Genomic DNA, 25,299 nt, shown 5'->3' on the forward strand with positions numbered 1-25,299 from the left:
CGATGAAGTTGAGATTCAAGGCCTACCTGTTTGACATGGATGGAGTTGTTTTAAACAGTATGCCCTATCATGTAAAGGCATGGCAGGAGGCGTTTCAAGAATTTGGGCTGACAGTTTCCCCAAATCTACTCTACCTCTATGAAGGTGCAATTGAACCTGACACAGCAGTACAGCTATTTTGTAACAATGGATGCACTATAACAAAAAACGATTTTGAAAAAATATTGGCGCGACAAAAACAGATCTTTCAGGAACGCTATAGGGTCTTAGTAAGTCCGTATCCAGAAATACCAGAGATACTTTCGACCCTTTTTGGCATGGGTGCATCCACAGCCCTGGTTACCAGTTCCCATAGAGAGATTCTGAACTCTATTTTGCCAAAAGAAATTTTGGCATATTTTAACTGCGTGATTACCGGGGATTCCGTTGAAAGGAGAAAACCTTATCCCGATCCGTATCTGAAAGCCATTGAGGCACTGGGAGCAACATCTGATGAAGCTGTTGCAATTGAAAATGCCCCATCCGGCATACTGTCTGCAAAACAGGCCGGCGCCTCCTGTATAGCTATAAAGACCACCCTTGATGAACAACACTTACAAAAGGCCGATATGGTAGTAGAAGACCACAGGGAACTAAAAAGTGCTATTTGTCATACAAAATAAAAATTTTCTAAAGATCATAACAGTTTTTGTCATAGTCATGGGCACCACAGTCCTTTTTACTGAAAAAGATGCCCTCTCTTTCTTTGGATCAGTTGAACTGGGGAATGGATATGACTCCAACCCTGCCATTTTACCCAAAGGCAAGGGTTCCGGATTCTCTAGTCTCCTAGTGGACCTAAACCAAGGTTTTGGTATTGGAGAGGCCACGCTTTTAACTTTTAATGTCCGAGGCAACTGGAAAAGATATTTTAAAGGAGAATCTGATTCCCTCACCGAGGCAGAGGCGAACCTGAGCTTCATCAATCAGAGGGGTACGTTCAAGCCATCAGTGTTTCTAAGAGGTACGCGGATCAGAAGCGGCGTTATCCCAGAAGACGATCGCGACGTTGCCACAGTTGGATTGGCAATGGAATATTATCCCTATGAGGACATTGGCATCCAATTTACCTTCTCAGTGGGCTGGCTTGATTATAGGAGAGCGAGTGAGAGTGTGTCTGGAAGATCTTTGAGTGGGACTCTACCTAATGGCTCTGGCCACATGAGCCCACTCGGGGGTATGAGAGACCCTAAAGAGATCGATATCTTCAGAGCAGCCTTTGAATCAATAGCAGAAAAGAAATTTGCCCAAAGATTCATTGGATCAGGTATGGGAATGGGCCCCCTCCTACAGGGGAATTTAAATGCTAATAAAGACCCCAATAGGGACGATAGAGTCGAACAACTTTACCTATCCATTCAAAAGGATCTTTTGAGCAACACCTCGGTCTCTATTTTCTTCAATCGTCAAAGGCTATTTTCATCTATCAAGTTTGAGAGCTTTACCCGGTACGGAAGCGGTATCACCATGACTGTCTCCATGCCCAAAAATTTCGATGTCTTTACCCAACTGAGCTGGTACAGAGCGAGTTTCAGAGAAAAAAGATCCCGAAATAGGGTAGATTACTCAAAATTCTTTTCTATAGGTCTCATAAAATCTTACAAAAAATTTGGACTTTCCCTCAAGTATGACTACTCAAAAAATGACTCGTCTTTCGTAGATGAGTATTTTGAAAGAAACCTGATCAGCTTTAGTATTGGCTACTATTTTTAACTCATTAATCCCAAATTATGGGATCACCAATTGCATAATTGACCATGAAAATACCCGTTGGGATAATTCGACTAGTATAACAGGTAGAAGGCAGAAGGTAGAAGGAAGAAGCAAGCCCTGCCTGTACAAAAGCCAGAGGCTGAAGGGCGAAGCTGTCATAAAAAGTTTAAAGGGCAAAGTTCTCTTCCTTCGACTCAACACTGAACACTCAAAACTTCTAAAGTCCTTTTCCTTCAACTCAAAACTCAACACTCAAAACTCAACACTTTTAAAACTGCTCAACACTCAAAACTCAACACTTTTATACGGGGGTGACGAATTCGTTCGTCATGAAAGTTTGGGTTAATAGTTACTTTTTCCCCTGTTTCTTTATTCCCAAACGCTCTATCTTATATCTCAACACCCTCTCGCTGATTCCAAGTTGTTCAGCAGCCCTTGTCTGGACCCAGTTTGCCTCTTGAAGGGCATTGAGAATCATCTCCTTTTCCATTGCTTCAAGCCTTTCCTTCAAGGGCCCGTGAGCGGTCTTCTCCCCTATTCTGACCTCTTGGGGTAGGTCTGAGGGTCTTATTACATTACTCCTCGCTAGGGTGATGGTACGCTGCACTATGTGCTCCAGTTCTCGTACATTTCCTGGAAAACTATATTTCATTAGCACATCCACCGCCTCTTTTGAAAACCTTACATCCCTCAAGGCATACTTCGATTTAAAAAATTCTATCAGCTTTGGGATGTCTTCCTTTCGGGACCTAAGTGGCGGGAGGGTGATTTCAAATACATTTAACCTAAAATATAGGTCCTCTCTAAAGCGTTCTTCTTCTACCATCTTTCTCAGGTCTCTATTGGTCGCAGCAATCACTCGGACATCCACATCAATTTCCTCGCTAGAGCCCACCCTTGATATTCGTTTTTCCTGAAGGGCTCTTAGTAGTTTGGGTTGAAGATTGAGCGGCAACTCTCCAATCTCATCCAGGAATATGGAACCACCATTGGCGCTCTCAAAAAGGCCTGTTCTCCTTGAAACAGCGCCAGTAAATGCCCCCTTCTCATGGCCAAAAAGTTCACTTTCAAAAAGATTTTCAGGGATTGTCGCACAATTTACTTCGACAAAAGGCCCATGCTTTCGCTCGCTCAAGAGATGAATAAGGCGGGCAATGAGCTCTTTTCCTGTTCCCGTCTCCCCTCTGATCAAGACTGTCCATGGTGTAGGGCTCACTCGTCTCACCATAGAAAGGACATTTTTCATTGCGCGACTTTCAGCAATTATCTCAATTGGAAGGGGTGATTCATCGTCGCAAATCCCCTTCTCTACCTCTTCAATGTCCTTTTCAACCTGGAGTTCCTGTTCAATCTCCTCAATCTTTTTAGCCAAAAATTCAAGATCCACTGGCTTTTCGAGAAAATCGTCTGCACCTATCTTCATGACATTCACTGCAGTAGAGACTGAACCAAAAGCAGTAATCATAATGCACCTTACGAGCGGATTGATCTCCTTAAGCATTTTTAATGTTTCTTCTCCGCTCATTCCCGGCATCTTTTGATCCATCAACACCAAATCTATGGGTTCCTCCCGAAATATTGCAACAGCATGTTCTCCATCTTCGGCCTCGAACACCACATGACCTGCCTTTTCGAGGAAACCTTTTAGGAGCTCTCGTTGGACGGCTTCATCGTCTACGATCAAAATTTTCAACTTTGTATACCTCCAACCTTGGGAATTGTGATTTCTACTTCAAATGCCCCATCTTTCAACTGTACATCCATTTGTCCACCATGAGCACTGACAATGCGTTTGGAATAAGGTAGTCCTATACCAGTACCCTTAATCTTTGTAGTAAAGTATGGTTCAAGTAGTCGTTCCACCTGATTTTCTTTGGGCATTATTCCACCATTTCTCATACGGATGATTACGCGTTGTGGCATATCTTCAACTATTATATCTAAATAGCCGCCATTTGATTGGGCCTCAATAGCATTTTTAACGAGGTTTAAGAAGACCTGGCGCATAAGTTCAGGATCAATCGAAATTTTTACAGGTCGTCTATTGTAGGTAAATTTCACCTCAATTCCCCTTTGCTCAGGCCCTAAGACATAGATCACTTCCTCCAGTAGTTTGTCCAGTATGACATCTTTTACTTTGGGAGAAATGGGTCTGGAAAACTCGAGCAGGTTTGAAATTATGCTATTTGCTTGTCTAATAGAAGTAAGGCTCAATTTTAAAAGCCTTTTTTCAGACTCATCCAGAGAATCGGACTCAAGTAAAAGTCGTTGAAGCCCCATGTGAACTGCATTCAAGGGATTTCTAACTTCATGGGCAATGGTGGCAGCGGCACGTCCTATCATGGCATCTTCTCTTTGCCTGCTCATGGCCTTTTCAATCAAGACTGCTCGCCTCATCTCCTGCCTTTGCTTTTTATAAAGCCAATAAGACAAGATGGCCCCTCCTAGCAATATAAAAAGACTAATCAGAAAGAAATTTCTCCAGAGTCTATTCATTGAATCCCTGTAACGTGATGCGTCTAAAATCACCTTTAGGACCTTATTCTCAACCGGTATACTCATTGTCACATAAGGGGAATTGGTCTTTCCTTGTATCTCGATCTCTGGAGACTGTAAGCCCGTTCCATTGACTGAGGCTCCTACTCTATCGATCTCAATGGAAATAACCCCTTTTACATCTCGTAGGGCCTTCATGACAGATGAAAGCCCGATTTGTGCCTGCAATCTTTCAAAGTCAGTAGAGGGAAGCGCGCAGACAATACAGCCCTCAGAGTATCTGCCTTTTTTAGACAGGATCAATAGATGGGCATCATGGTCCCTACTAAAACTCTCCTTTGAATTACATGTATATGGAAATTTTTCCAACCATTCCCTTACGCTTGTGACTATCTTTCCATTGGGCCTTATTATGGCTATTCCATAAAGCCCAGTCCTACGGGCAAACAACTCCAATTCCTGTGGTGAAAACGGCTCAAAAGAATCCAGGTAGTCAATAAAGGATGCAATATTTCTGAGATGTGTTTTTACAATTTGATCTGTAATCTTTTGTGACTCTACTGCATTTCTTACGTGTAATTTAAATACATTAGACAGTATTTGTGCGTGGGCCATCTGGTCTTGTAAAAATGCCCTTCTCGTTTGTTCTACTTGTAAAAAAAATAAGACCAATACCATGATAAACAGACATGAAAAGACAATGATATTGGCCTTCCAAAGTGGAATGGATCTATCCGTTAAAAAATTATCGATGTCCACTGTGACCGTGCCATCCTCCTCCAAAGCTTCTGCCTCTCATTGCACGCTGAAGTCTAGACCTCACCCCCGTAGGATCACATCTACATCTTGCTCCGGCAATCATGATCTCCCTAGCCATAAATGTCCCTGCACTGACAAAACTCTTTTCTGCTACGACCCTGATTGGCGTTCCTACCCTTATCCTCCTGAGCCTGGCTGGATCATCTACAAACACCTTGTAGATGTCTCCATTGAGCTCACTTTTTATCTCCATGTATTTGTCGCTAAAATTTAAGGATACGACCTTCCCCTTTAAAAGTGTCTCAATGCCAGATTTAGCAAAATCCTGGGCATTAGAACACTGTAGTCCAAATACATGGAACAAAGTGATAATTGCTATGATTAAGGCATATCTTTTTTGCATTTCAAGATCATACCCATAGGGGGCAAAAGCCCCCTTCTGCTGTAAACATTTTATTAATTTGTCCCCTGACTCTGAGGCGCCATTGTCCCCATTTTTGGACAAGAGCCTCTCATTTTACAACCAAAGCCATTGGCTCCACCATGTCTTTTCATTCCACCACGCCACAGTGGAAAGCCAGTCTTAGAGTCCCTGAGTTCAATTGAATTTTCTCCAATGGTGATCTTAGTAGCAATCATTCTTTTAGTGCCATCAGAAAGAGTAATTTCTCGACCTTCCACTGACACATTTTCACCAACTGTTGGATAGGCTATGGACTTAGAATACCAGTACCATGCTGGACCAATACCGTAAACAGTGACTACATCTGTACCTGTGTCCACACTCATTCCTTTTCCGTATGGGCCAATAGCAGTTACTACACCCTGTATTGTGAAAGGATTGCCCTGTAGCACAACTGAGGTCTGATTACCGCTCAAACAATTAGCAGCGCCTGGCCCAAAGGAAATTGCATGCGTTGCACCCATAATCACAAACAAAAGTGTTATAATTATAGCCTTTCTCATTTCTGGTCCTCCTTAATTTAGAATTATTTTTCGTTAACTAATCTCTCTTAAAGTGGATTTAATTTTGGACCTTACCTCATGATAACTACCTCCTTTCATTTCATTTTATTTTATTAAAATGAAATTCAAGGCCTATGCCAAAAAGAAGGCAAAAAAAATGTTATGTAAATACAAAGAGTTACAACAGGAATTGAACGATGAGCGAAAATTTAGAATCGACAAAGGGAAATCTCTTTCGACAATTTTGTCGAAAGGGCGAGGTCTAGAGAGATTCTTTTCACTTTAGATATGTTATCCCTTCAAAGATGGCAATACTCTATTCTTCCATTAAACTAACACTAAAGTCTTTTTCATATTGACTCGATAAAAGATTTAAAAGGTAAAACATGAAGCCTAAAGAGATAGCTGATTACATCAAAGAACACAAGAGTCTACCGCCTGGGATAAATAATCTTGAGGGACTGAACCTTGAAGGCATTGATTTAAGCGGAGCCGACCTCAGTCGTGCCAATCTCTCAAAAGCCGATCTTAGGGACGCTAACCTAAGGGACACCATTTTTTTTAAGGCTGATCTCAGTGAAGCCCTATTTAATGGAGCTGACATTTCAGGGGCAGATTTTACAGGTGCAGACCTATCCCAGGCCCATTTTAATAGTGTAAAGGCCCATGCAGTTGGTTTTGGTGCGGCCAAGCTGAATGGAGCGACTTTCTTTGAAGCGGATCTCCAGTCAAGCAGCTTTACCAAAGCTGAATTGGTGGGAGTAGATTTTAGATGTGCAGATATGTCGGCATGTCGTTTAAGAGAGGCTGATTTAAGAAAGGCCGATTTTACATCATCAGTACTCAACTACGCAGACCTCAGTATGGCCAATGTTGCAGGCGCCAGATTCGACAACGCAGATATCAGACACTCCAAGGTCATAGCCATTACCGGTTATGAGAAGGCTAGCTGGATCGGTACGGATATCAGAGACATAAATTTTGCTGGAGGCTATCAATTAAGGCGCTTTATAGTAGATCAAAATTATCTTAAGGAGTTTAGAGAAAAAAATCTCATGTGCCATATAATTTACTGGATATGGTACATTACTTCGGATTGCGGACGGAGCATGACCCGTTGGATGCTGTGGGTAACTGCCCTTACTCTGTTCTTTGCATGGCTTTATACTGTAGTTGGTGTAGATTATGGGGATTATCCTACGCCAATCTCACCTCTGTATTTCAGTGTTGTGACCCTCACCACACTTGGCTATGGAGACGTTGTTCCAAAAACCATCACAGGACAATTGGTGGCCATGATTGAAGTAATCACTGGATACTTAATGCTCGGAGGACTCCTTTCTATCTTCTCCAATAAAATGGCAAGACGAGCTGAATAGTACAGGGAAAAAAGGGGAAATTAATGTTCAGATTTTTCATAAAGAAAAGAAAAGATCCTAAAAAGGCCATCAAGGAACTTTTGAATGGTTTTGAACTGCCGAGTTTTCCTCAGGCAGTGATGAACGCCCTAAAAAAGATGAGAGACCCAGACATTCCCATGAGGGAGGTGGCAAAAGAGATAGAAAAAGACCCAGGTATGCACGTCATGGTCTTAAAGTGCGTCAACTCTGCTGCTTTCGGACTTAGTAGAAAGGTTTCTAATATTGTACATGCAGTAAATCTCCTGGGGAGATCAAGGCTTGAATCCCTAATTCTACCTTTGGCGGTAAGAGATTCTCTGCCTAAAATCACAATGTCATGCATGGATTTGAAAAAGTTTTGGTACACTTCTGGTTTTCGAGCCAGTCTTGCCAGACAACTTGCAGAAAAACTACACCCGGCTGAAAAGGACGATTCCTTTACCGCAGCACTTCTCCAAGATATTGGAATTCCAATACTCATCAAATCGAAAAGGGAAACATACTGTGATACTTTAAACCAATGGGATGAAAATGAGGGGCTTTCCCTCCCCCTGCTAGAAAAAAAGCTACTGGGTTTTGATCACCAAATTGTCGGTGGTCTCATGGCAGAAGAATGGGAATTTCCTGAAAAACTAAAGAACTCTATATTGACCCACCACGAAACTGATCCAGACCTAGAAACTCCTATCTCGGCTCATCTCGTTTCCCATATAAGATTTCTAAATGGATTAGATATAGACGAAGAAATAAAGTTTATGAAAGAGATTTGTATAGACAGACATGGTTTTAAAGAGGCATTTCTCGATAATATTGTAAAAAAGGCCATTAGTGAAGCAGAAGAAATGGCCTTACTTATGAAATAAATTTTTTATTCGCCCAACTACTAATTTAAAATAATACCCCTTAGGAACTCTCATGAAAAAATTATTAAAAATTATATCAATATCGTCAATTATAATAATCTTTACCATAATCTTATTTAGCACTTTTCTTAAATTTTACTTTAAAGATGAGAAAATAATTGCTTTACTGAAGCCCAAAATCGAAGAGGTTACCAGACGAAAGATAGTCATTGAAGGCGCAACCATCAGCCTTTTTAAAGGTATTATTCTAAAAAATATTTCATTAAAAGAAAGCGATGAAAAAACAGATTTTATCAGGGCCAAGGAATTAGTAATAAGCTATGAACTTTTTCCTTTGCTCAACAGAAAGTTAATAATTACTTCACTACATCTTGAAAAACCCTTTATACATATCGTAAGAGAAAAAAACGGTAAGTTTAATTTCAGTTCACTGTTAAGGCCTGACCAAGGCCCCAAAGATGACTCTAAAGAACCTACATCAAGAGAAATTCAACCTGCTCTCCTACCCATATCCATTACAATACAAAAATTTACTGTATCAGAAGGTCTAATCAATTTTACAGATCAAGAACAGGAATTTCCAAACATTAAAGGTATCTTTGATGCAGATACTGAAATTCACATAGACGCAAAAGGTGATATTTTCTACAAAGGCTCTATAGAGCTAAAGGCAGACGCCCATCTCAAAGATCTTATCACTACAATAAAAGGGCAAGTTGAAATCGATCCCCAAAGGCTAACTTTTCAATCAGTCGTCGGTCTTGATAAGTGGGATTTTGAAATAAAAGGTGATGTTTCCAATTATACTACGGTCCCTCATTTAGTCCTTGACCTTTCAACAGACAATCTGAATGCAGATGAACTGTTCACAAAAATAAAGGCCGCGACAAGTGGACACAAAACACACACTAAGACAGTTAAGACACCGGGGAAAGTCAACACACCAAAAGGACCTCCCCCCATCCCACCCATTGTAAAGGACCTTAAAGCAAAAGGGACTCTTTCATTCAAGACATTGATATATAAAGGCATCAAGAGTCGCGATGTCAGGATCGAATATCAGTTTGTAAATGGTCGACTCAGAGTAAAAGAGGACATAGGAGAATTTTACAGAGGTTCAATTCACTCCACTGTAGACGCTGACCTAAACGATCCCATTGTCCCATTCAAAGGACGATTAGACATTCAACAGGTTGCAATAGTAGGGCTTTTGGAACTTTATGTACCAAAGGCAAAGGATATTGTGTCTGGTGTCTTTTCTTCTGATCTCTCCTTTTCAGGAAGGGCTTTTCCATTGGATGACCCATTAAGGCATCTTATCCTTTCAGGAACCTATGAACTATTTAATGGTAAAATACAAAAAAACCCTGTAACACTAGCCCTTTCAAGCCTCTTAAAGATTGAAGAACTTAACAGCCCAACCTTTAGGGATATTCATGGTAATCTAAAGATGGAAGACGGCTGGATTATCTTTAAAAGCCATATTTCAGCCAAAGATTTTACTGCAGACATAGACAAAGGAAAGATTGGCCTCAAGGGCAAGCTCGACATCCCTGTAGACATAATTTTATCACAAAAGCTAAGTAAAAAATTTATAGAAAGGCAAAAGGCCCTGAAAATATTCTTAGACGATCAGGGAAAAGCACTACTGCCCATAACCATTAAAGGCGATTATCATCATCCTGTCCCCACACTAAATTTAAAAAATATAGAAGATAAGGCAAAAAAAGAAATTGAGAAAAAAATCGGTAAGACAATCGACAAAATATTACTAGACCTCGATTTTTCTAAATAAACCTAAATTATGCACTCCAAATGGCTGAAATATAGATATTCAAGGCCTTAGACCTATAATCGTTACGTCAATCTTCCTCTGCCTTGGTTTGTTGTCATGATTGATGACCACCACCTGCTGCCAAGTGCCGAGATTGAGTCTTGCGTTCCTCACTCCTACGACAATCGAAGGGCCCATCAAAGCAGCCTGGACGTGGCTATGACCATTTCCGTCATGCCAGCGTAGTTCGTGTCTATAGTAGGCGTCCTCTGGGGCAAGGCGCTTGATTGCATCTTTTAAATCCTCTATTACACCTTCTTCATATTCTATTGTGGTAATGGAGCCCGTTGAGCCAATCACCGTAGCATTCAAAGTTCCAAGGGCGATACCACTCTCTTTTAGGATTTTCTCTAGATCGCCAGTAATATCTACAATATCAGGTCCCCGATCTAAAGACTTTGTTATGGTGTCACAAAAGATTTCAAGCCCCATTGGAATCCTCCAGTGCCCAAGTTTTTTAAGGATATTTTAAGATTTTATCCTTAATATTCAGTTATTATAGAGTCAAGACATAACAAAGAAATTCACCTTGAACTATTGGACGTCATCACTGCTTCCACTTTGGCTAAAGGACAGGCACAGGATTTAAAATTAAGATATTTGTTGAAAATCTACCAATAGCCTAGTAAAAAATCTATGTTCTCAAAGGTTAAACCGTCTTTAAAGTGGGATAGAGTCCCTAGCTGTAAGCACTCGCAGGGTACCCCAAATTCGAGGCGGAGATATTCCATGTACACAGACACTCGACAACCAAGGAGAACGGGTGCACTGTTAGCACTAAAAAAAATCTATGACTAAAGTATCTGACATGATAAAGCCCAAAGGATCGAGTAAAAAGCAACTTTTTTTGGCTGGGGCCATGTGGTCTCTGGTTGGAATTATGTTATTTTTTAGGGGCATAAGATGGTTAATTTTAAACCAATATGAAAATTGGTTGATAATTATTTGTATTTTGGGTGCCACAGTTATCGGCCTCATAAAAGGGAAAATAATCCTGGACAAAGCAGCAAATAAGGCAACGATACGCATACAAAAAAGAGGTGACGATAAGTGCTTGTTCGGTTTTTTCTCTTGGAAAAACTGGCTCTTAATAGCCCTAATGATAACCTTGGGAAGGTTACTTCGTGCAAGTCCGGCACCGGTTTATGTTGTCAGTACAATTTACATGGCAATTGGAACTGCCCTCACCTATTCCAGTAGAATTTTCTTTACTTCCATTTACCCTTGACCTCATTTTCAGTCAAAACATACTTTGTGCCCTTGGGACATTTGTTGTCTACCGCAGTCCCATTTACAGTTAGGGGTGAAGATGAGCTCCCTGATCCTCCTATAACCACTGAGGCAACGTGGTCTGGATACTTAATTCCCAATGAAGTAGCATCACCACTGGGTGCGGTCCCAGTCTCGTTCAAATATTTTACCGCTGCAAGCATTGTCTCATGGACAGTCACCTCAACTTCAGAACAGACAGTCCTATTGACTATTGGTTGATACATCTTTAATGCCACTGCACCTAAAATTGCCAGAATAGCTATGACTATAAGGAGTTCTACCAGGGTGAATCCTCTTTGACGCCGTTTTTTGGTACCTAAATCCTGCACTTGGCGAGTTTGCCCAAATTGTTCAAAATTCATTTTTGCCTCCTTTTGCCGTACAGGATTTAGATGGTATTGTTCTCCCCATGATGTCTATCATTTTACCTTATATACAAAGTCTAACTCTACCTTTTCACCTGTAGTAGGATTAGACACCTCAATCCAAAAACCATGCATTGTGTAAGGCTCTACAGATTCAGGATCCTCCACTGAGAATAGATAACATGCCTTTGCCATATACTTTGAAGAATCATAGAGGTTGGTCGGGATATAAATATATGCCATAGAACTAGAATTACAGCCTGCATTTCCATTTGGCAAACAAATTTTTTCGCCCTTTACGCCACACCTGAGGTCTCTCGTTGGACTCATTATGGTCCCAGCTATATAGTGGACTATACCTTTCGCCTCTTCTAACTCGCCTACGTATCTTGATCCTATACCAGACATTGTCACAAGATTTTTTGACATGTAGAAGATTCCAATGACAAGTGCTGCTCCAAAAAGGCCGAGGAGCAACACTGTAATCAAGGCCATACCGCGCTCTTGCCTAAACTGTGGCCATACCTTCATATCAAAGGTCCATTAACCTTATTGTCTTTTTTATCACCTTCCAGTGATAATTAGGGCATGTGGGACAGTCACTTGGAAAGGTCAATACAACGTTGTTGTCTACTGTGACGTTATTTCCATAATTATATGTCGAATCAAAATTGCCCTCCTGTACAAGTGCATAAAAACTAATGTATTTGAGCTGCTTACGGATTTCATCTGGACTAGAAGGAAGGTCTGTACCTAAAACAACAGAGTCCACTGCACCGTCAGTGTCAGTATCCAACCCAAAACGCACTTCCCAGTCCGCAACACAATTTAGTATGGGTGCCCCTAGCCCCCCTCCCACTTTTCTCAAAAGGTTCCTTGTCCCTTGGGCACATTGAGCAAGAGACTGAGACGAACTCAATACATATGCTATCCTTGTACATGTCTGTATGTTACAGCCACTTGAAACAGAGGTATCAACAGGGTACCCGATATAATGGGCATCTAGAGGGCACTTTGAATTTAAATTGCCTGAAAAGGCAAAATGCTTTCTATAATCCAGAAATACGACATTATTTGTAGGCTGTTTTCTTTCATCCACTATGATGTGGTTTAACCAGCTTTCATCTTGTTTACAATCCACAAGGATCCAACCCAGGTTTTTTTGATTGGTATTATTCAATGTTGAACGAAGGATAAGCCCTTTTTCTATATCTGGATCACATGGGTCTGAGGAATTTAATGTGGCAATCCACCGCACAGGCGAACATGTCTCTTCCTTAGCAATTCCAAAGCCCGCATGTTCTATATCAAGCCTAAGCAACTCAAGTCCAACAATCTTGTCCATTGCTCCCTGTATGGAGCTAGATTCTGTAGTGATTCCTGTAGCGAGTCTATTATATGCATAATATGCCATGCCAATTATTGCTGACACTAGCACCATCGTAATCAAGATCTCTACAAGGGTGAACCCTTTTTGATTATTCATTAATGTCTCCAACAACAGTGGTTAGACTATAGGATTTTTGCTCACCCTTAATGGTCCAGTATACCACTACTTTGACATTCTTGAGATCGCCATCAAAAAGATCCGTAACAGTGGTGTTTACAGTATAAGGAATGGTGGTCTTTTTTATCCTGCGATATATGGTCTGGATCCCAGATGTTACAGAAGAATACCCGCTGCTCCTTGCCTGTTCCAAGACTTCCTGAGCGATATCTATTGCTGTATCCCTGCTAGCAAGTTCATAGTTAATATTGTAGGCTCGTATAAAGGCAGGAATGAGACCAAGCAGCATTATTGAAAGTATCAAAATCGCAATAAGTGCCTCAACTAAGGTAAAACCGCCAGTGGAATTATGTATTGGTAAATAGCCAGAAAACGGCTCGTCTTCTGTATTGGCCTTGGCCTTAACTAAAGAAAAGCCCCCCTGATCAGTTGCCAATATTGAGATATTATTTTGCAATGCAACTCGAGCCATTCCATTCTCCTAGTCTTACCCTGGTGGTAGACAACACCACACACGAATAGGTTGGATTGTCTGTAGTTGCCTCACTCAAATGGATATTGCCGTTAGAAAAAATCCCCCTATCAGTAATGGTAAAATTGCCACTTGCAGAAAACCGATTATTGAGGTCTATACATTTTCCCTGAACAGTTTCACACAATCTAGTACCGTTATTTGATATTACTATGTTGAGTGAGACCTTCTTTGAGAATGCCTCCATCCTCATCTGCTGTAAGAAGGCATGAATCATTTTACAATCGTTCTCAACAGAGCTTGAAGCATGAAAACGCGATAGATTTCTAACAAAAATAGTCCCAAGAATCGTTAAAATTACGAGAACCACTGCTATTTCTATTAGTGTAAGACCCTTTTGATTCGTCACTTTTCCATCCACAACATTATCTCGCCTTCTCGTCCTGGGGAACCTCCAGCAAGAGGCGTGGATGACTCTGGAGGCACCCCAGTCATCCATCCAGTAGTACGTCCCCCTTCAAGAGAGAATACACCTTCATTTATGGAAGCATCCTCGATATTTCCTCGTGACAGTTGTAAGAACAGGGTCCCCCCATGATTTTTTATGGCAAACTGTCCATTACAGCTGGAGGTCATGTTTCCACCAGTAGCGCAATTCAAGGCCCATAGCCTGGATCGACCACTAAAAGAACATAGGTCAGCAGAAGGCTGCATTGTTGTGAAAAATATAAGATTCATATTAGAACTAGTTGGATCGGTAATAGTCCGTTCCTTAAAATATGTCCCATCATTGGGCTCCAAGTCCTCAATGGTCCATGCAACATTTTGCGCTGCGTTTCGATCAAGTTCATTGCAGACATCCTGTGAATTGTGGGCATTGTTGAGACTGCAGTGGCCAGGCCCTTCCAATAGACACTCATCAATCCTTATGCCGTACAACTTCTCTGTATCATTGATATTTTGACCCTCTTCATCAGTCTTATAAAACCATCTTCCCGTACCAAAATAAATATAGTTCATGTCAAAACACTTCATATATTCCACCTTGGAAGTAATTGGCTCTCTAGCACTTTGAAATACGGTCTCAAAATCCCATTTCATGGGATCATCATCACCTGTCAATACACCAATGACATTGCCCTGCCACACAGTACCTGTATACTGACTCACTCCAAAAAAGACGGCATCTGTAGTACCATTTCCATCATAATCAATTCCGTTGGTAAAAAGTCTGCCTCCAAAAGTCCTATTGTAGGAGGCCAATTCGCTTATTTTTGTAAATCCAACATCCTTTCCATCTCCATCGAACTTATAGACAGTATCAAGGCTAAAATCCCCGTTTAACTTCAGTACAAAAATCTTCAAATCTTGTCCTGCGGCACCTCTATAATTTGTTGGACCGGACAGAAACATGATAAACTGTGTTTTTTTTCTCTTTATATAAGCAGGCCCTGAAAAAGTTAGCGCTAATTTAGGATCTGAAAATTCCCATAGGAATTTTGGATCAGCTGGGTCAGTAACATCAAGTGCAAAATAAGACGAGAGGCCAACGCACTCTGAGGAACTGGGATCTGAGCATGTATCAGATGGTGGTAGAATACAATCAGTAGATGTGCATCCACATGCCCCACCTAGTCTTAGGCCACCAATCAATATACGTTTATCAATATAACCATCATTATTGGTGTCTTCTTCAATTATGTATGGAGACAAATCAACAAAATAGAGGTGACAATAATTGGGATCAGCAAGATATCTAAGGTATGGCATGACATTCTTAGGTATAAAGGCCCATTCTTCTTTACCCAATTTAGTCACTGTGCAGTTAACACTGGAATCATCACACACACGCACTATCTGCCCTGGGCTCAGACCATCATTCCTGGCCTTGCCAACTCTAAATGCGTGTAACATGCCATCATTGGCCCCAACAAAAATCATAGAATAATCTTTATAATTAATGAGCTTAGGAGTGGAGTATATAATGTCCCCAAGCTTCCATACGCCACTCCCGGTTTCTCGCTCACGGCAATTAGCCACGTCCTCACCCCTTATGTATTTGACCAGATTGCGTCGTGCCTGAGACAAGTTGCTACCGAGGCATGAAGGATATTCGCTCAAATCTGTCCCCAAAAAATTTTGAATTCCACTCTCATTACCATCTACATTTGTTGCATTGAACTCCAACCATTCTGATGTCGAAAACGCATATTTTATTTTCCTATTGGCTGGAGACATAGATCTTAGATTATTTCCTGCTTCCCATACCTTATGAACATCGTCGAGGGAAAAATATTGTGTAGCCAATGTAGTAGCTGTACCGTTTAATGCACTGTTATAGGCATCAATCAGCAAATTCCCCGATGAATCCAATAAGAAATCTATTATATAATCTCCTGTTAAGTCTAAATAAGTTGCGTTGACAGTATCTTCTCTAATATTTTGTGCTGTTTTAGTATTCAAAAACCAAAAAGAATTCAGATATCCAGGCCAGGTAACTTTGTAAGAGGAAAATTTTTTCTCTGGATAAAATACGGCTTGGCTCATGATGCTACCCTTTTTGGCCTTGGTCGCCAAGATAGAAACCGAACTTCCTGCCGATGTCTTTTTCTGGATATCAAGCAAAAATTTCAATAATGAATTCTTTATTGTATTTGCATCCTTGGCATTTAAAAAAGTATCTGGCTTCCCATCTCCATCACTATCCCAATCTGGTGTGGACGATGGGAGTGGAGTGCATGCACTGCCCTTTCCTTGGCCACAATCGTCCATTTCACAGCTAGTTTGTGGGTAACCAGTCAATGTGTCTGGCCATGTATTAGAACTGGTGTCGAATGATCCGTACATCGCAACATTCTTTAAAGACTGTTCTCCTGTCCCCCCAAGGAACAACCCCAGTGTATAAACATCATGCACATTTATAGGAATTCCATTCATGGTACGGAGTGTCTCAGTATGAATTCTATAGGCCGGGACAACTGGATCAGCAGAATAATTTGTCCCCCCAGAATCAATTGAACAGGTCCAGCCAGGAGGATCTCCTCCATAATTCCATTGTCCATCTGAGACAAGAATTACAAAATTTTTCATACATGGTGCTGGACGACAATTGGAACGATATGCATCGCAAATATAAACGGGATCACGGTGAAGACTTGAGGGAGTGCTCAGACTAAAACCATTGGCATATCTGTGATCATTTTGTTGCTTAAAATAATCATATGCCTCCCACATTGCTATACTAGATCCTGTCCCACCGCCAGGAGGCATGGCATTAATGTATCTTTTTAAATAAGTATATGGATGATTAGGATCAGCATCATTACCATCAGGATAATCACCAATATATACCTTGTGAGATTCTATGCCGTTACTATAAAAAAGCGCTCCAAATCTAGGTCTATTTTCCAAATCCTCAAAGATCTGTGTAATGCCATTTATACGTGAGATAGGGACTTCCACTCGTGCATCATAACGATGCCACTTTCCATCAAAATATAAATACCACACACCATCATTGATCGTTTCTAAAACACAGGTTGGACCTGTGCAGGCCAAATTGGGATCACAGTTTGGATTAGTAAAGTCTCCATCTGTACAACTTACTGGTCTTCCTCCGGTTATAGCCCATCTAAATAGATCCATCCTTGTCATTAAAGCAAAGTTTAATTGATTTCCGCTACAAACACCGACAGGATACAGGATATGATAGAAAGAACCTGAGCTACTAGTGACAAAATGATGTATGTTGCATGATAGGGAATCATTTGTTTCAGTCCAAATTCCATTTATTAGTTTATACTTTTTATCTGGAACAAAATAGCCTTCATACTCCTTAGTGGCATTATAACTTGAAGTGGGATCATAAGAGGCATCTGCCCATGGATCATAATAGGCAAACCAACTCATGCTGCCACTTTTGTCAATTACAAACAGTACATTTGCCGGAATAGAAGAGGTTAAAAATGGAGGAGTAGCACAATATTCATTTAAAGATGCCGTGGCATTATTGGTTATTTTAAAAAATAATATAAAAACTAAAAGTATAAGGAGCCTGTTATTTTTCATTAGTCATATCCTTCAATGTAAAGATCCTAATTGGGGCACCTTCACTCTTGCAGTCCCCATAAACAATAAAATTGATCATTTTACCTTTTTGCAATTTATTCTCGTCTGGCACCGAATATTTGTGAAAGCCTTTACATGAAGGACCGAATATTAAAATAGTTACCTTATTTCCAGATATATCTATAACTTTTCCACTAAAAACTATATCATCTAAGGCATTAGCCTTATTGGCAACTATAAGAGTGAAAATAGATAATGCTGTAATTAACAATATCTTAAATTGGCTCATCACCACCTCTTTCCTATTTACTGCAAAAAAAATACCACGTAATTATACACCTTGAACCGGGCAATCTTGGCATTTATAAGAGCTTTTCTTGCAACATTCTTTCCCAACGGCCACCAAGAGGGCATGATATTCATTAAATAATTTAACATCATTAGGTAATTTTTTTAAAAACAAATCCTGGACTTCGTCATAGGATTCGTCTCCCCAAATTATCTCATGCCTAGTAAGGAGTCTAAAGGTGTAGGCATCAACTACAAAAATTGGCTTGTTGCCAGCATACAACAAGATACTGTCAGCAGTCTCTGGGCCAATTCCTGAAATTGACAAAAGCCACCTTCTTGCCTCAAAGAGTTCAAGGGAGAACAATTTGTCTAATGATCCACAAAAATCCTTCATAAGTGCATCTAAAAAATTTCGCAATCTCTTTGCCTTTACATTGTAGTAACCAGCTGGACGAATCAGTTCAGCAAGCTCAACCAAACCAACTTTTGAAAGCTGTTCAGGGCTGAGAAGCCCTTCTATTTTCAAGTTTTCAATGGCTCTTTCAACGTTTTTCCATGAAGTGTTCTGAGTGAGGATTGCACCCACACATACCTCAAAGGGTGTATCTCCTGGCCACCACCCCTGGGGACCAAAGTGTCTGTAGAGCCGTTCATATATGTCCATAAGCCGCTCGCCGATTTCTGCCATCATTTCCTCCCATTATGAAACCGAAAATGTTTAGGTCACACCTTTGCAAATTTAACCAAGCCCTAGACATACATACGAGCTTTGGCACTCTAAAAACCAACTTACCAGACACATCAGCCAAGAGCCAAAGCCCCTTTTGACCAAACCACCTGAGATATAAACCTGAATGAATCAACGCCTTCAGGTGAAGGATTTTTCCATAAGACTCACTACAACCCCCTCACTTCAATTTATAAGGTCCTGTAATGCTATTAAAAAAATTTTTCTGTCTGGTATTTGAAGTGCATAATTGGAGTTCATGTGTTAGTTTTTAATCATGCCTTACAGCCAGTTACTCGCAATTATATTAGCGCTTTCACTTATTGTAGGTGCACCTGATGAAGTTCCACCTGATTTATCCCCTAAAGTCTTGGCCATTATCTGGGGACTCAAGACCTTGGCATGGTATGGACTCTGCCTGATCTGGACCAAACTCAGCAAAGATAAATTGAGGCGTCTTCCAGACAAAATCCTTTGGTTTGCAATAATTCCTCTCTTCATTGATCTTTACGCCCTTAACCTTAAATGGTTTTTCCCACACCTGCCCATTATAGACTTCTCCAACACCTTTACAGAGAGTATCGGGCTTTTCTTGTATTTTCTTTACGTCATAATGGGATGGTCAGTAGGTTGGCGTGTTTCTCGTGAGATCAGAAAGCTTTTTCCTGACCAAAATAAATTTGTCTTAGAAAAATCGCGATTGGTATTACCTGTTCTTGTCCCATATCTCTTTGCAGGCATTATTGGTGACATCTTCAGGGCAACAAACCTGCCCTATTCAGAGTTCTTTTTTACTGGGATCTTTATAGTATCGATGGTTATAATACTACCTCCAGTTACCTACAGATTATGGTCGTGTGTACCACTTCCTCCATCGCCTTTGAGACAAGAAATAGAGGATTTTTTAAGAAAAAAAGGGCAAAGAGTTAAGGAGATACTCCTCTGGCCAGCAGAAGGTTTAGGGGTATGTACTGCTGCTGTGCTTGGGATAGTACCACAATTTCGCTATATTCTCCTGACTCCCTGCCTTCTTAACTACCTATCTGTACCCGAGATCAGGGCAGTGCTCTCCCATGAGATGGAACACATCAAAAGACGGCACATGCTCTGGTACATAGTGTTGCTCCTTGCCTATATATCCATTCTCTACAGGTTGATTGATCCCCTGTGGGTCTGGCTTTTGACTAAAAAGGGCGTATTGGAATTATTCCTCAAGGCCCAAGACGATTCCATCATGGTTGGCCTCTTTTCTGTCTTACCCTTTGCACTAAGCTTCTTACTCTATTTCAGGTTTATTGTTGGCTTTTTTATGAGAAATTTTGAGAGGGAGGCAGACGCATCAATCTTTGAAACAGATAACAATCCCATTCATCTAATCAATGCCCTGGAAAAAGTGGCCTACCTTGCAGGGGGCATCAGAAATCAACCAAACTGGCATCACTACAGTATTAGAGAACGGGTCGATTTCTTGGTAGCCGCCTATGAGGATAGGAAGATATTGTTAAACTTTAAAAAACGCCTTTTTAAAATTAAAACCGCCTTTGTCATTATCTCCATCCTATTACTAGCACTGCCCTCTGTCCTTCCAAAAGATGTGTGGGAAACAAAGGCTAAAGAGAATCTGGCAACTATATATATTGAACAGCTATTGAAAAGAGGGAAAAACAGCCCTGAACTTTATCTGGAACTTGGAAACTTCTTTCTAGAAAAAAAGGATTATGAAAAGGCAGAGCGCTTTTTGAAAAAGGCACTTAAACTCTCACCCAATCTCCCTGAAGCCCTAAACAATTTGGCATGGCTGTATGCCACAAGCAATGACCCGAGATTCTTCAGACCAAAGGATGCCTTGGAGTTGGCAAAAAGGGCCCTAAAACTAAAAGAAGCCCCATACATTTTAGATACTCTAGCTGAGGCCTATTTTAAAAATGGCAATATTAAGGAAGCCATTTTATTGGAAAAACAAGCAATTGGCATGAAACCAGAAAAAAAAGATTACTATGAAGGACAACTACAACGATTTAGGGACGCCCTCGTCAAATCCCAAATGAACAGCCATTAGGCTGTTTGGAATAGAGGAGTTTTTTTTCCAAAATACCCATCAACTCGGCAATTCTAAAGGGTTTTCTAACACATTCCACACCGGATTCATCCAAAAACTTTCTAGTGCGATCATCGCAGGTTATACCAGTTGTATAGACTATCTTTTTACAATAACTTGGATCCATTTCCCGCAGTTGTTGATACAGGGCAATACCATCGAGTCCAGGCATTCTGATATCCGAGACAATGAGATCAAAGACATTACTCTCTATTGATCTCAAGGCCTCATCTCCATTACGTGCCCAGCTGACATCAAACTTCTGGCCGAGGATCTCAGTCAAAAGAGCTGCTATTTCAGGTTCGTCTTCCACAAGTAAAATCCTCTTCTTTCCCAACATAGAACGAGGGGCATTTTCAGAATTTGGGCGGGTTTCTGCTAAACTCTTATGTATAAACCGTTTTTCCGCAGGTAACATAATGGAAAATCTCGTGCCCTGGTTATTACAACAGACGGAGATATCTCCTCCATGTTCCTTAATAATGCCATAACACAGACTTAGGCCAAGTCCTGTCCCCCTTCCCCTTCCCTTTGTTGAAAAAAAAGGCTCAAAAATCTTTGATATGATATTGCTAGGGATCCCTGGCCCCGTGTCTTCAATCGTTACTACTACATCATCGCCGATTTGAGTACTTCGTAAAATTATCTTCCCGTTTCCTCCAAGGGCCTCAAATGCGTTCTTGATAATATTTGAAAAGACCTGCTCCAACTGGAGTGGATCACCCTTTACAAGGGGTAAATCAGGATCAAATTCTGTTATGACTTCTACATTGCTACCTCGAAAAGAGGCAGATACAAGGTCTTTTGAAGCCTCCAATAACTCATTGATATCACAAGGACCGATCTTGGGTTTCTCTTGCCGTGAAAACAACAGAAGGCTTTCCACTATACCCTTTGCCCCAAGGGCGGCATTTAGAATAATTCCAAGCTTCTTTTCTAAATGCTCTGGTAGTCCCTCCTTGGTGAGCAGATCTACATATGCTAGGATGGGCGTAAGCTTGTTATTGAGTTCATGGGCAATCCCTGCAACCATTTCTCCCATGAGCGCCAGTTTTTCCGCCCTGACAAGTTGCTCCCACAGTTTTTTACGCTCTCCAATGTCTCTTATAAGCCCTATAAACTTATTTTTTCCTCCCTCCGAGGGCGAACTACTAAGCTTCACTTCGGCAATGAGTCGTTCTCCAGAATCGCGTTTGACAAAGGTAAATTCTTCTAAAAGTGGTCTTGAATGGGGGGATGAAAGTCCCTTTAATTTGGACTCAAAGCTTTTTTTGTGATCAGGCTCCAAATAATCAGTTATATTTGTTCCAATAAGAGATTTTTTGGGGACACCAAGGTGCCTTGCCATTGCCTCATTGGCATATAAAAGTTTTGTTCCTTCTAGAACGAAAAAACCATCGTCCAGGTATTCAACAAGTTCGGCATAGCGTTCTTTCAACTTCAACGCATTATTTCTTAAATCAATCGCCTCAAACGCCTTTTCTACAGCGTGTTTTAAGATATCAAAATCAAAGGGCTTTACTACGTAATCATAGGCACCTTTTCTTAAGGCCGTCACAACGGAGTCCAGGGTAGCATACCCTGTCATGGCAATGACCTTGGTTTCAAGGCCATTTTCTTTGCAGTAAACCATGATATCAAATCCTTCACCATCTGGAAGGACGAGGTCAGTAACTACGACGTCATACCGCACCTCTTGCATTTTGTTCAAGGCCTCTTTAACAGAAGAGACGCCTGTGACAAAAAAGCCTGAATGCTTAAAGAGCAATAACAGGCTATTTAGCATATTTTTATCGTCTTCCACTAGGAGAATCTTTTTTTCCACTTCAGCTACATCCTGTTCAATATTTTCAGTTATGTTGCGCCTCAGCTAATTGGCAACCCAATTTCAAATGTTGCTCCTCTGGGCGTGTCCTTCACATGGATTTCCCCGCCTACACTCTTGACTAGTCCATAACACACAGACAGACCTAAGCCTGAATTCATGGCCCCTTTTGTAGAAACATATGGATCAAAAATCCGGTCTTTAATTTCAACATCGATACCCGGACCGGTATCCGAGATTTCAATGATAACCCTATGATAGGGCCCCTTCCTGGCCTTGACTCTTATAATGCCTTCTCTTCCATCTAAAGCTTCTTCTGCATTTTTTATCATGTTTATTAAAAGCTGCTTAATACCATCTTCATCCAACTTTACCAAGGGTAAATTGGATTCAATCGTTACCTCTAACTTTATACCTTTTTCATCCAAGTCCGGTCTAATCAGACGCTCTATATCCATTATGGCATTCTCAACAGATCCTGGACGTTTACTAGAATTATTCAAACCTCCTGCGCCATTAGCAAAATCCCTTAGCTGATTTAATATGCTGGAAATCCTATCGATTTCTCTATCAATGGCATCAATGGCTTCAGAAGCTAATTCGCCCTTTTCATACTGAATCTTTAATATCCTCAAATAATTTTTTATCACTCCTAAAGGATTGTTTACTTCATGAACTACCTTTCTAGCAAAATCAGCCGTTGCACTAAGTCGTTCCAATTTAAGGAGCTTTTCATGGGTATCTCTCAACTCCTCTGTCTTTCTTCCAAGTTCTTCCTTTAGGCGCGCCTCATGTTGAAGTCTCTCTTTCTCAAGTAGCTTTTCAGCCGATATATCATGAACTGCGACTAAAAGCCTTTTTGCCCCGTTTATTTCTATGGGGTTAGTCAAAAGGCGGATCCATTTTTCGCAGTTATCCTTTTCATTATGCCATATAAAATCATGCTCTTTGCCTTGTTTAGAGGCACGAATAATTTCCGTCTTAGTCTCTTCATCGATTCCCAATAAATCCCAAAGGTTTTCTCTCGTTATCACCTTATTACCATTTGAAAAATTCAAAAAAGTCTTACAAATAGGATTCAAGAAAAGAATGTCTCCCTCTTCCTTACAGAGTATAAAACCAGTTTTCGTATGTTTTAAAATTGCCTCATTAATCGCCTGTTCTTTTCTGAGGAGCTTTCTCAATGAAAAACTCTTCAAGGCCTGACCAACCTGATTAGAGAGTATGCCAATAATCTCAGAATATTCCTTCAGCTTTTGGCCATCTTCTTCACCAATCAGTATAGCTCCTACAAACTCATTCCCACCTTTAATTGGAAATATTCCAAAAGACTGTCCCAAATATGACAAAACCTTACGTTCAATAATCTTGGCTGAGCTTCTTGCAAAAAAATCTTTACTGTAAATCGGTCTTCCAGTTTCAAAAACTTTGTCCCAGATTGTCCCTTGTCCCATGGGGAGAGCCAATTTAGTCGCAAAGGCATCATCCTTTGTACCTAAAGCAATCTCTCCGTATAAATGCTTTCCCCTTTTATTGAGATAAAGGATACAATTTACATCTAAAAACAATATCAAAGACTTGATAAACGTCTCGATAAGTTCTCGTTCATTAACGGCTCCAACAAGACTTTGAAGAGTTCCAACTAGAAGTGAATAGTTCCTGGCCTTGTCTTTGAGGTTTAATCTATGGTCTTGTTCCCCTGAGACTATTTCCAAAAATAGGTCGCCACCATCCTTTTCTGTGGTAAAACCCAAAATCAATGACAGTTCATTGACATCTGTTTCTATCTTTTCAGAAAGTTCTTCTATATCATTTTGGGCTAGCCCTAAGAGATCTTTTCCTAATTCCTCGAGATACTTGATATCCACACTATCTGATCTCTGCATGGAACGGCTGAGTATATCTGCCAAATAAATAATTTTGGCCAACAAGGAGGATTGAGCAATTTCAGATGGTAGCTGGTGATGAGTCCATATGGCATCACAAATAACAGGTTGTATCCTCCATTTTTTTAACAATTCAGCGCCGATTTGGGCGTGATTTTTCCCCCAAATTTCTTTTTCTTTCCCAGTTACCGACTTTCCAGAACTGGCGAGCTCAAAGAGCTGTTGGTATCTCTCTGGATAATTTTTAATCAATGCAAGTTGTCCAATATCATGAAGAAGTCCCGCAATAAATGCCTCTTCTGGCTCCCCAAAACCAACTCTCTCAGCAAGGCGTCTTGCACTGGTTGCTGTAGACAGGCTATGGTACCAAAATGCCCCTAAAGAGAAATTAGGAAGATTGGACAAATCAGAAAAAGTATCATAAATACCAATGGTTAGGGCTATGTTTTGAAGTAATTTCAACCCAAGGACTACAGAGGCCTGTTGAAGTGAACTGACACTTCGTCCTTTTGAAAAATAAGGCGAATTTGCCACCCTCAATATCTGGGCAGAAAGAGCGGGATCAGTACCAGCCAGATTGGCTAACTCTTTTAAATCACATGATTCATTGAGACTTACTTCCAAAAATTTCGTAACTGCAACTGGTAGTGATGGCAATACTAAACTGTGATCCATTTACATAGTCCTTTTTTGGATTAAAATACAAAAATAAAATACC

General features: G+C 40.6%; 22 protein-coding genes. 7 read left to right on the forward strand and 15 right to left on the reverse strand.

Features of this window, described 5'->3' with window-relative positions:
* Window positions 1–2: 2 nt before the first annotated feature.
* A complete protein-coding gene (locus tag DBT_RS10765; protein WP_067620431.1) occupies window positions 3–662 on the forward strand; it encodes an HAD family hydrolase in 660 nt (219 codons plus the stop codon).
* Window positions 640–1,752, forward strand: a complete 1,113-nt coding sequence (locus tag DBT_RS10770; RefSeq protein ID WP_067620434.1) for a hypothetical protein — start codon at window positions 640–642, stop codon at window positions 1,750–1,752. The genes DBT_RS10765 and DBT_RS10770 overlap by 23 nt, the downstream gene beginning before the upstream one ends.
* A 349-nt stretch (window positions 1,753–2,101) precedes the next feature.
* Here DBT_RS10770 and DBT_RS10780 read toward each other — a convergent pair whose 3' ends face one another.
* Genes DBT_RS10780 through DBT_RS10795 form a run of 4 tightly spaced genes read right to left on the reverse strand, consistent with a single transcriptional unit; the run spans window position 2,102 to window position 5,973 of the window.
* Entirely contained in the window at window positions 2,102–3,445 is a 1,344-nt protein-coding gene (locus DBT_RS10780) for a sigma-54-dependent transcriptional regulator (protein WP_067620441.1), read from the reverse strand.
* Entirely contained in the window at window positions 3,442–5,007 is a 1,566-nt protein-coding gene (locus DBT_RS10785; RefSeq protein WP_067620443.1) for an ATP-binding protein, read from the reverse strand. Before DBT_RS10785 ends, DBT_RS10780 begins: the two co-directional genes overlap by 4 nt.
* The gene (locus DBT_RS10790) at window positions 4,994–5,410 is read right to left on the reverse strand and encodes a hypothetical protein (protein WP_141674285.1); all 417 of its coding nucleotides are present in this window, start codon (window positions 5,408–5,410) and stop codon (window positions 4,994–4,996) included. Before DBT_RS10790 ends, DBT_RS10785 begins: the two co-directional genes overlap by 14 nt.
* A 53-nt stretch (window positions 5,411–5,463) precedes the next feature.
* The gene (locus DBT_RS10795) at window positions 5,464–5,973 is read right to left on the reverse strand and encodes a single stranded DNA-binding domain-containing protein (protein ID WP_067620449.1); all 510 of its coding nucleotides are present in this window, start codon (window positions 5,971–5,973) and stop codon (window positions 5,464–5,466) included.
* A 386-nt stretch (window positions 5,974–6,359) separates the two neighbouring features.
* Between DBT_RS10795 and DBT_RS10800 the strand changes: the two genes are divergently transcribed.
* From DBT_RS10800 to DBT_RS10810, 3 genes are read left to right on the forward strand one after another with little or no spacing between them, the layout of a single operon-like run.
* Window positions 6,360–7,352 carry a pentapeptide repeat-containing protein gene (locus DBT_RS10800; protein WP_067620452.1) on the forward strand — a complete coding sequence of 331 codons (993 nt, stop codon included), beginning with the start codon at window positions 6,360–6,362 and terminating at the stop codon, window positions 7,350–7,352.
* A gap of 23 nt (window positions 7,353–7,375) precedes the next feature.
* The gene (locus tag DBT_RS10805; RefSeq protein WP_067620455.1) at window positions 7,376–8,236 is read left to right on the forward strand and encodes an HDOD domain-containing protein; all 861 of its coding nucleotides are present in this window, start codon (window positions 7,376–7,378) and stop codon (window positions 8,234–8,236) included.
* A 52-nt stretch (window positions 8,237–8,288) separates the two neighbouring features.
* Window positions 8,289–10,031 carry an AsmA family protein gene (locus DBT_RS10810; protein ID WP_067620458.1) on the forward strand — a complete coding sequence of 581 codons (1,743 nt, stop codon included), beginning with the start codon at window positions 8,289–8,291 and terminating at the stop codon, window positions 10,029–10,031.
* Between the two features lie 39 nt (window positions 10,032–10,070).
* Here the strand turns inward: DBT_RS10810 and DBT_RS10815 are convergent, their stop codons facing one another.
* A complete protein-coding gene (locus DBT_RS10815) occupies window positions 10,071–10,502 on the reverse strand; it encodes a secondary thiamine-phosphate synthase enzyme YjbQ (RefSeq protein ID WP_067620461.1) in 432 nt (143 codons plus the stop codon).
* 358 nt (window positions 10,503–10,860) lie between these two features.
* On the opposite strand from DBT_RS10815, the gene DBT_RS10820 reads away from it, so the two are divergent.
* Window positions 10,861–11,298, forward strand: a complete 438-nt coding sequence (locus DBT_RS10820; RefSeq protein WP_067620464.1) for a hypothetical protein — start codon at window positions 10,861–10,863, stop codon at window positions 11,296–11,298.
* Here the strand turns inward: DBT_RS10820 and DBT_RS12755 are convergent.
* From DBT_RS12755 to DBT_RS10860, 8 genes are read right to left on the reverse strand one after another with little or no spacing between them, the layout of a single operon-like run.
* Window positions 11,279–11,704, reverse strand: coding sequence for a pilin (locus tag DBT_RS12755; RefSeq protein ID WP_067620467.1), 426 nt, complete (start codon window positions 11,702–11,704; stop codon window positions 11,279–11,281). The two genes, DBT_RS10820 and DBT_RS12755, sit on opposite strands and share 20 nt — an antisense overlap.
* A 57-nt stretch (window positions 11,705–11,761) precedes the next feature.
* Window positions 11,762–12,238 carry a hypothetical protein gene (locus tag DBT_RS10830; protein ID WP_067620470.1) on the reverse strand — a complete coding sequence of 159 codons (477 nt, stop codon included), beginning with the start codon at window positions 12,236–12,238 and terminating at the stop codon, window positions 11,762–11,764.
* Between the two features lies 1 nt (window position 12,239).
* Window positions 12,240–13,193 carry a PilW family protein gene (locus DBT_RS10835; protein WP_067620473.1) on the reverse strand — a complete coding sequence of 318 codons (954 nt, stop codon included), beginning with the start codon at window positions 13,191–13,193 and terminating at the stop codon, window positions 12,240–12,242.
* Window positions 13,186–13,686 (reverse strand): type IV pilus modification PilV family protein, encoded by a 501-nt coding sequence (locus tag DBT_RS10840; protein ID WP_067620476.1) that lies wholly within the window; start codon window positions 13,684–13,686, stop codon window positions 13,186–13,188. Before DBT_RS10840 ends, DBT_RS10835 begins: the two co-directional genes overlap by 8 nt.
* Window positions 13,661–14,095, reverse strand: coding sequence for a prepilin-type N-terminal cleavage/methylation domain-containing protein (locus DBT_RS10845; RefSeq protein ID WP_161939968.1), 435 nt, complete (start codon window positions 14,093–14,095; stop codon window positions 13,661–13,663). The genes DBT_RS10840 and DBT_RS10845 overlap by 26 nt, the downstream gene beginning before the upstream one ends.
* Window positions 14,092–17,754: a pilus assembly protein gene (locus DBT_RS10850; RefSeq protein ID WP_067620483.1), complete on the reverse strand. Its 3,663-nt coding sequence runs from the start codon at window positions 17,752–17,754 to the stop codon at window positions 14,092–14,094. Before DBT_RS10850 ends, DBT_RS10845 begins: the two co-directional genes overlap by 4 nt.
* Window positions 17,744–18,043 carry a hypothetical protein gene (locus tag DBT_RS10855; RefSeq protein WP_067620486.1) on the reverse strand — a complete coding sequence of 100 codons (300 nt, stop codon included), beginning with the start codon at window positions 18,041–18,043 and terminating at the stop codon, window positions 17,744–17,746. Before DBT_RS10855 ends, DBT_RS10850 begins: the two co-directional genes overlap by 11 nt.
* 42 nt (window positions 18,044–18,085) lie before the next feature.
* Complete coding sequence (locus tag DBT_RS10860) at window positions 18,086–18,736, reverse strand: endonuclease III domain-containing protein (protein WP_279614894.1); 651 nt, start codon at window positions 18,734–18,736, stop codon at window positions 18,086–18,088.
* A gap of 313 nt (window positions 18,737–19,049) precedes the next feature.
* Here DBT_RS10860 and DBT_RS10865 point away from each other — a divergent pair, with 313 nt between their 5' ends.
* Complete coding sequence (locus DBT_RS10865) at window positions 19,050–20,831, forward strand: M48 family metallopeptidase (protein ID WP_067620492.1); 1,782 nt, start codon at window positions 19,050–19,052, stop codon at window positions 20,829–20,831.
* Here DBT_RS10865 and DBT_RS10870 read toward each other — a convergent pair.
* Window positions 20,806–22,695 carry a hybrid sensor histidine kinase/response regulator gene (locus tag DBT_RS10870; protein WP_067620495.1) on the reverse strand — a complete coding sequence of 630 codons (1,890 nt, stop codon included), beginning with the start codon at window positions 22,693–22,695 and terminating at the stop codon, window positions 20,806–20,808. The two genes, DBT_RS10865 and DBT_RS10870, sit on opposite strands and share 26 nt — an antisense overlap.
* 41 nt (window positions 22,696–22,736) lie before the next feature.
* Entirely contained in the window at window positions 22,737–25,256 is a 2,520-nt protein-coding gene (locus DBT_RS10875; RefSeq protein ID WP_067620497.1) for an HDOD domain-containing protein, read from the reverse strand.
* Window positions 25,257–25,299 lie beyond the last annotated feature (43 nt).

Origin of the sequence: Dissulfuribacter thermophilus (genome assembly GCF_001687335.1) — a bacterium.
Taxonomy (GTDB): domain Bacteria; phylum Desulfobacterota; class Dissulfuribacteria; order Dissulfuribacterales; family Dissulfuribacteraceae; genus Dissulfuribacter; species Dissulfuribacter thermophilus.

Coding starts and splice junctions, on each gene's coding strand:
- DBT_RS10840 (WP_067620476.1), bottom strand. CDS start 13,686: ATGGCTCGAGTTGCATTGCAAAATAATATCTCAATATTGGCAACTGAT.
- DBT_RS10850 (WP_067620483.1), bottom strand. CDS start 17,754: ATGAAAAATAACAGGCTCCTTATACTTTTAGTTTTTATATTATTTTTT.
- DBT_RS10860 (WP_279614894.1), bottom strand. CDS start 18,736: ATGATGGCAGAAATCGGCGAGCGGCTTATGGACATATATGAACGGCTC.
- DBT_RS10805 (WP_067620455.1), top strand. CDS start 7,376: ATGTTCAGATTTTTCATAAAGAAAAGAAAAGATCCTAAAAAGGCCATC.
- DBT_RS10795 (WP_067620449.1), bottom strand. CDS start 5,973: ATGAGAAAGGCTATAATTATAACACTTTTGTTTGTGATTATGGGTGCA.
- DBT_RS10830 (WP_067620470.1), bottom strand. CDS start 12,238: ATGAAGGTATGGCCACAGTTTAGGCAAGAGCGCGGTATGGCCTTGATT.
- DBT_RS10815 (WP_067620461.1), bottom strand. CDS start 10,502: ATGGGGCTTGAAATCTTTTGTGACACCATAACAAAGTCTTTAGATCGG.
- DBT_RS12755 (WP_067620467.1), bottom strand. CDS start 11,704: ATGAATTTTGAACAATTTGGGCAAACTCGCCAAGTGCAGGATTTAGGT.
- DBT_RS10820 (WP_067620464.1), top strand. CDS start 10,861: ATGACTAAAGTATCTGACATGATAAAGCCCAAAGGATCGAGTAAAAAG.
- DBT_RS10865 (WP_067620492.1), top strand. CDS start 19,050: ATGCCTTACAGCCAGTTACTCGCAATTATATTAGCGCTTTCACTTATT.
- DBT_RS10875 (WP_067620497.1), bottom strand. CDS start 25,256: ATGGATCACAGTTTAGTATTGCCATCACTACCAGTTGCAGTTACGAAA.
- DBT_RS10765 (WP_067620431.1), top strand. CDS start 3: ATGAAGTTGAGATTCAAGGCCTACCTGTTTGACATGGATGGAGTTGTT.
- DBT_RS10810 (WP_067620458.1), top strand. CDS start 8,289: ATGAAAAAATTATTAAAAATTATATCAATATCGTCAATTATAATAATC.
- DBT_RS10855 (WP_067620486.1), bottom strand. CDS start 18,043: ATGAGCCAATTTAAGATATTGTTAATTACAGCATTATCTATTTTCACT.
- DBT_RS10835 (WP_067620473.1), bottom strand. CDS start 13,193: ATGAATAATCAAAAAGGGTTCACCCTTGTAGAGATCTTGATTACGATG.
- DBT_RS10790 (WP_141674285.1), bottom strand. CDS start 5,410: ATGCAAAAAAGATATGCCTTAATCATAGCAATTATCACTTTGTTCCAT.
- DBT_RS10800 (WP_067620452.1), top strand. CDS start 6,360: ATGAAGCCTAAAGAGATAGCTGATTACATCAAAGAACACAAGAGTCTA.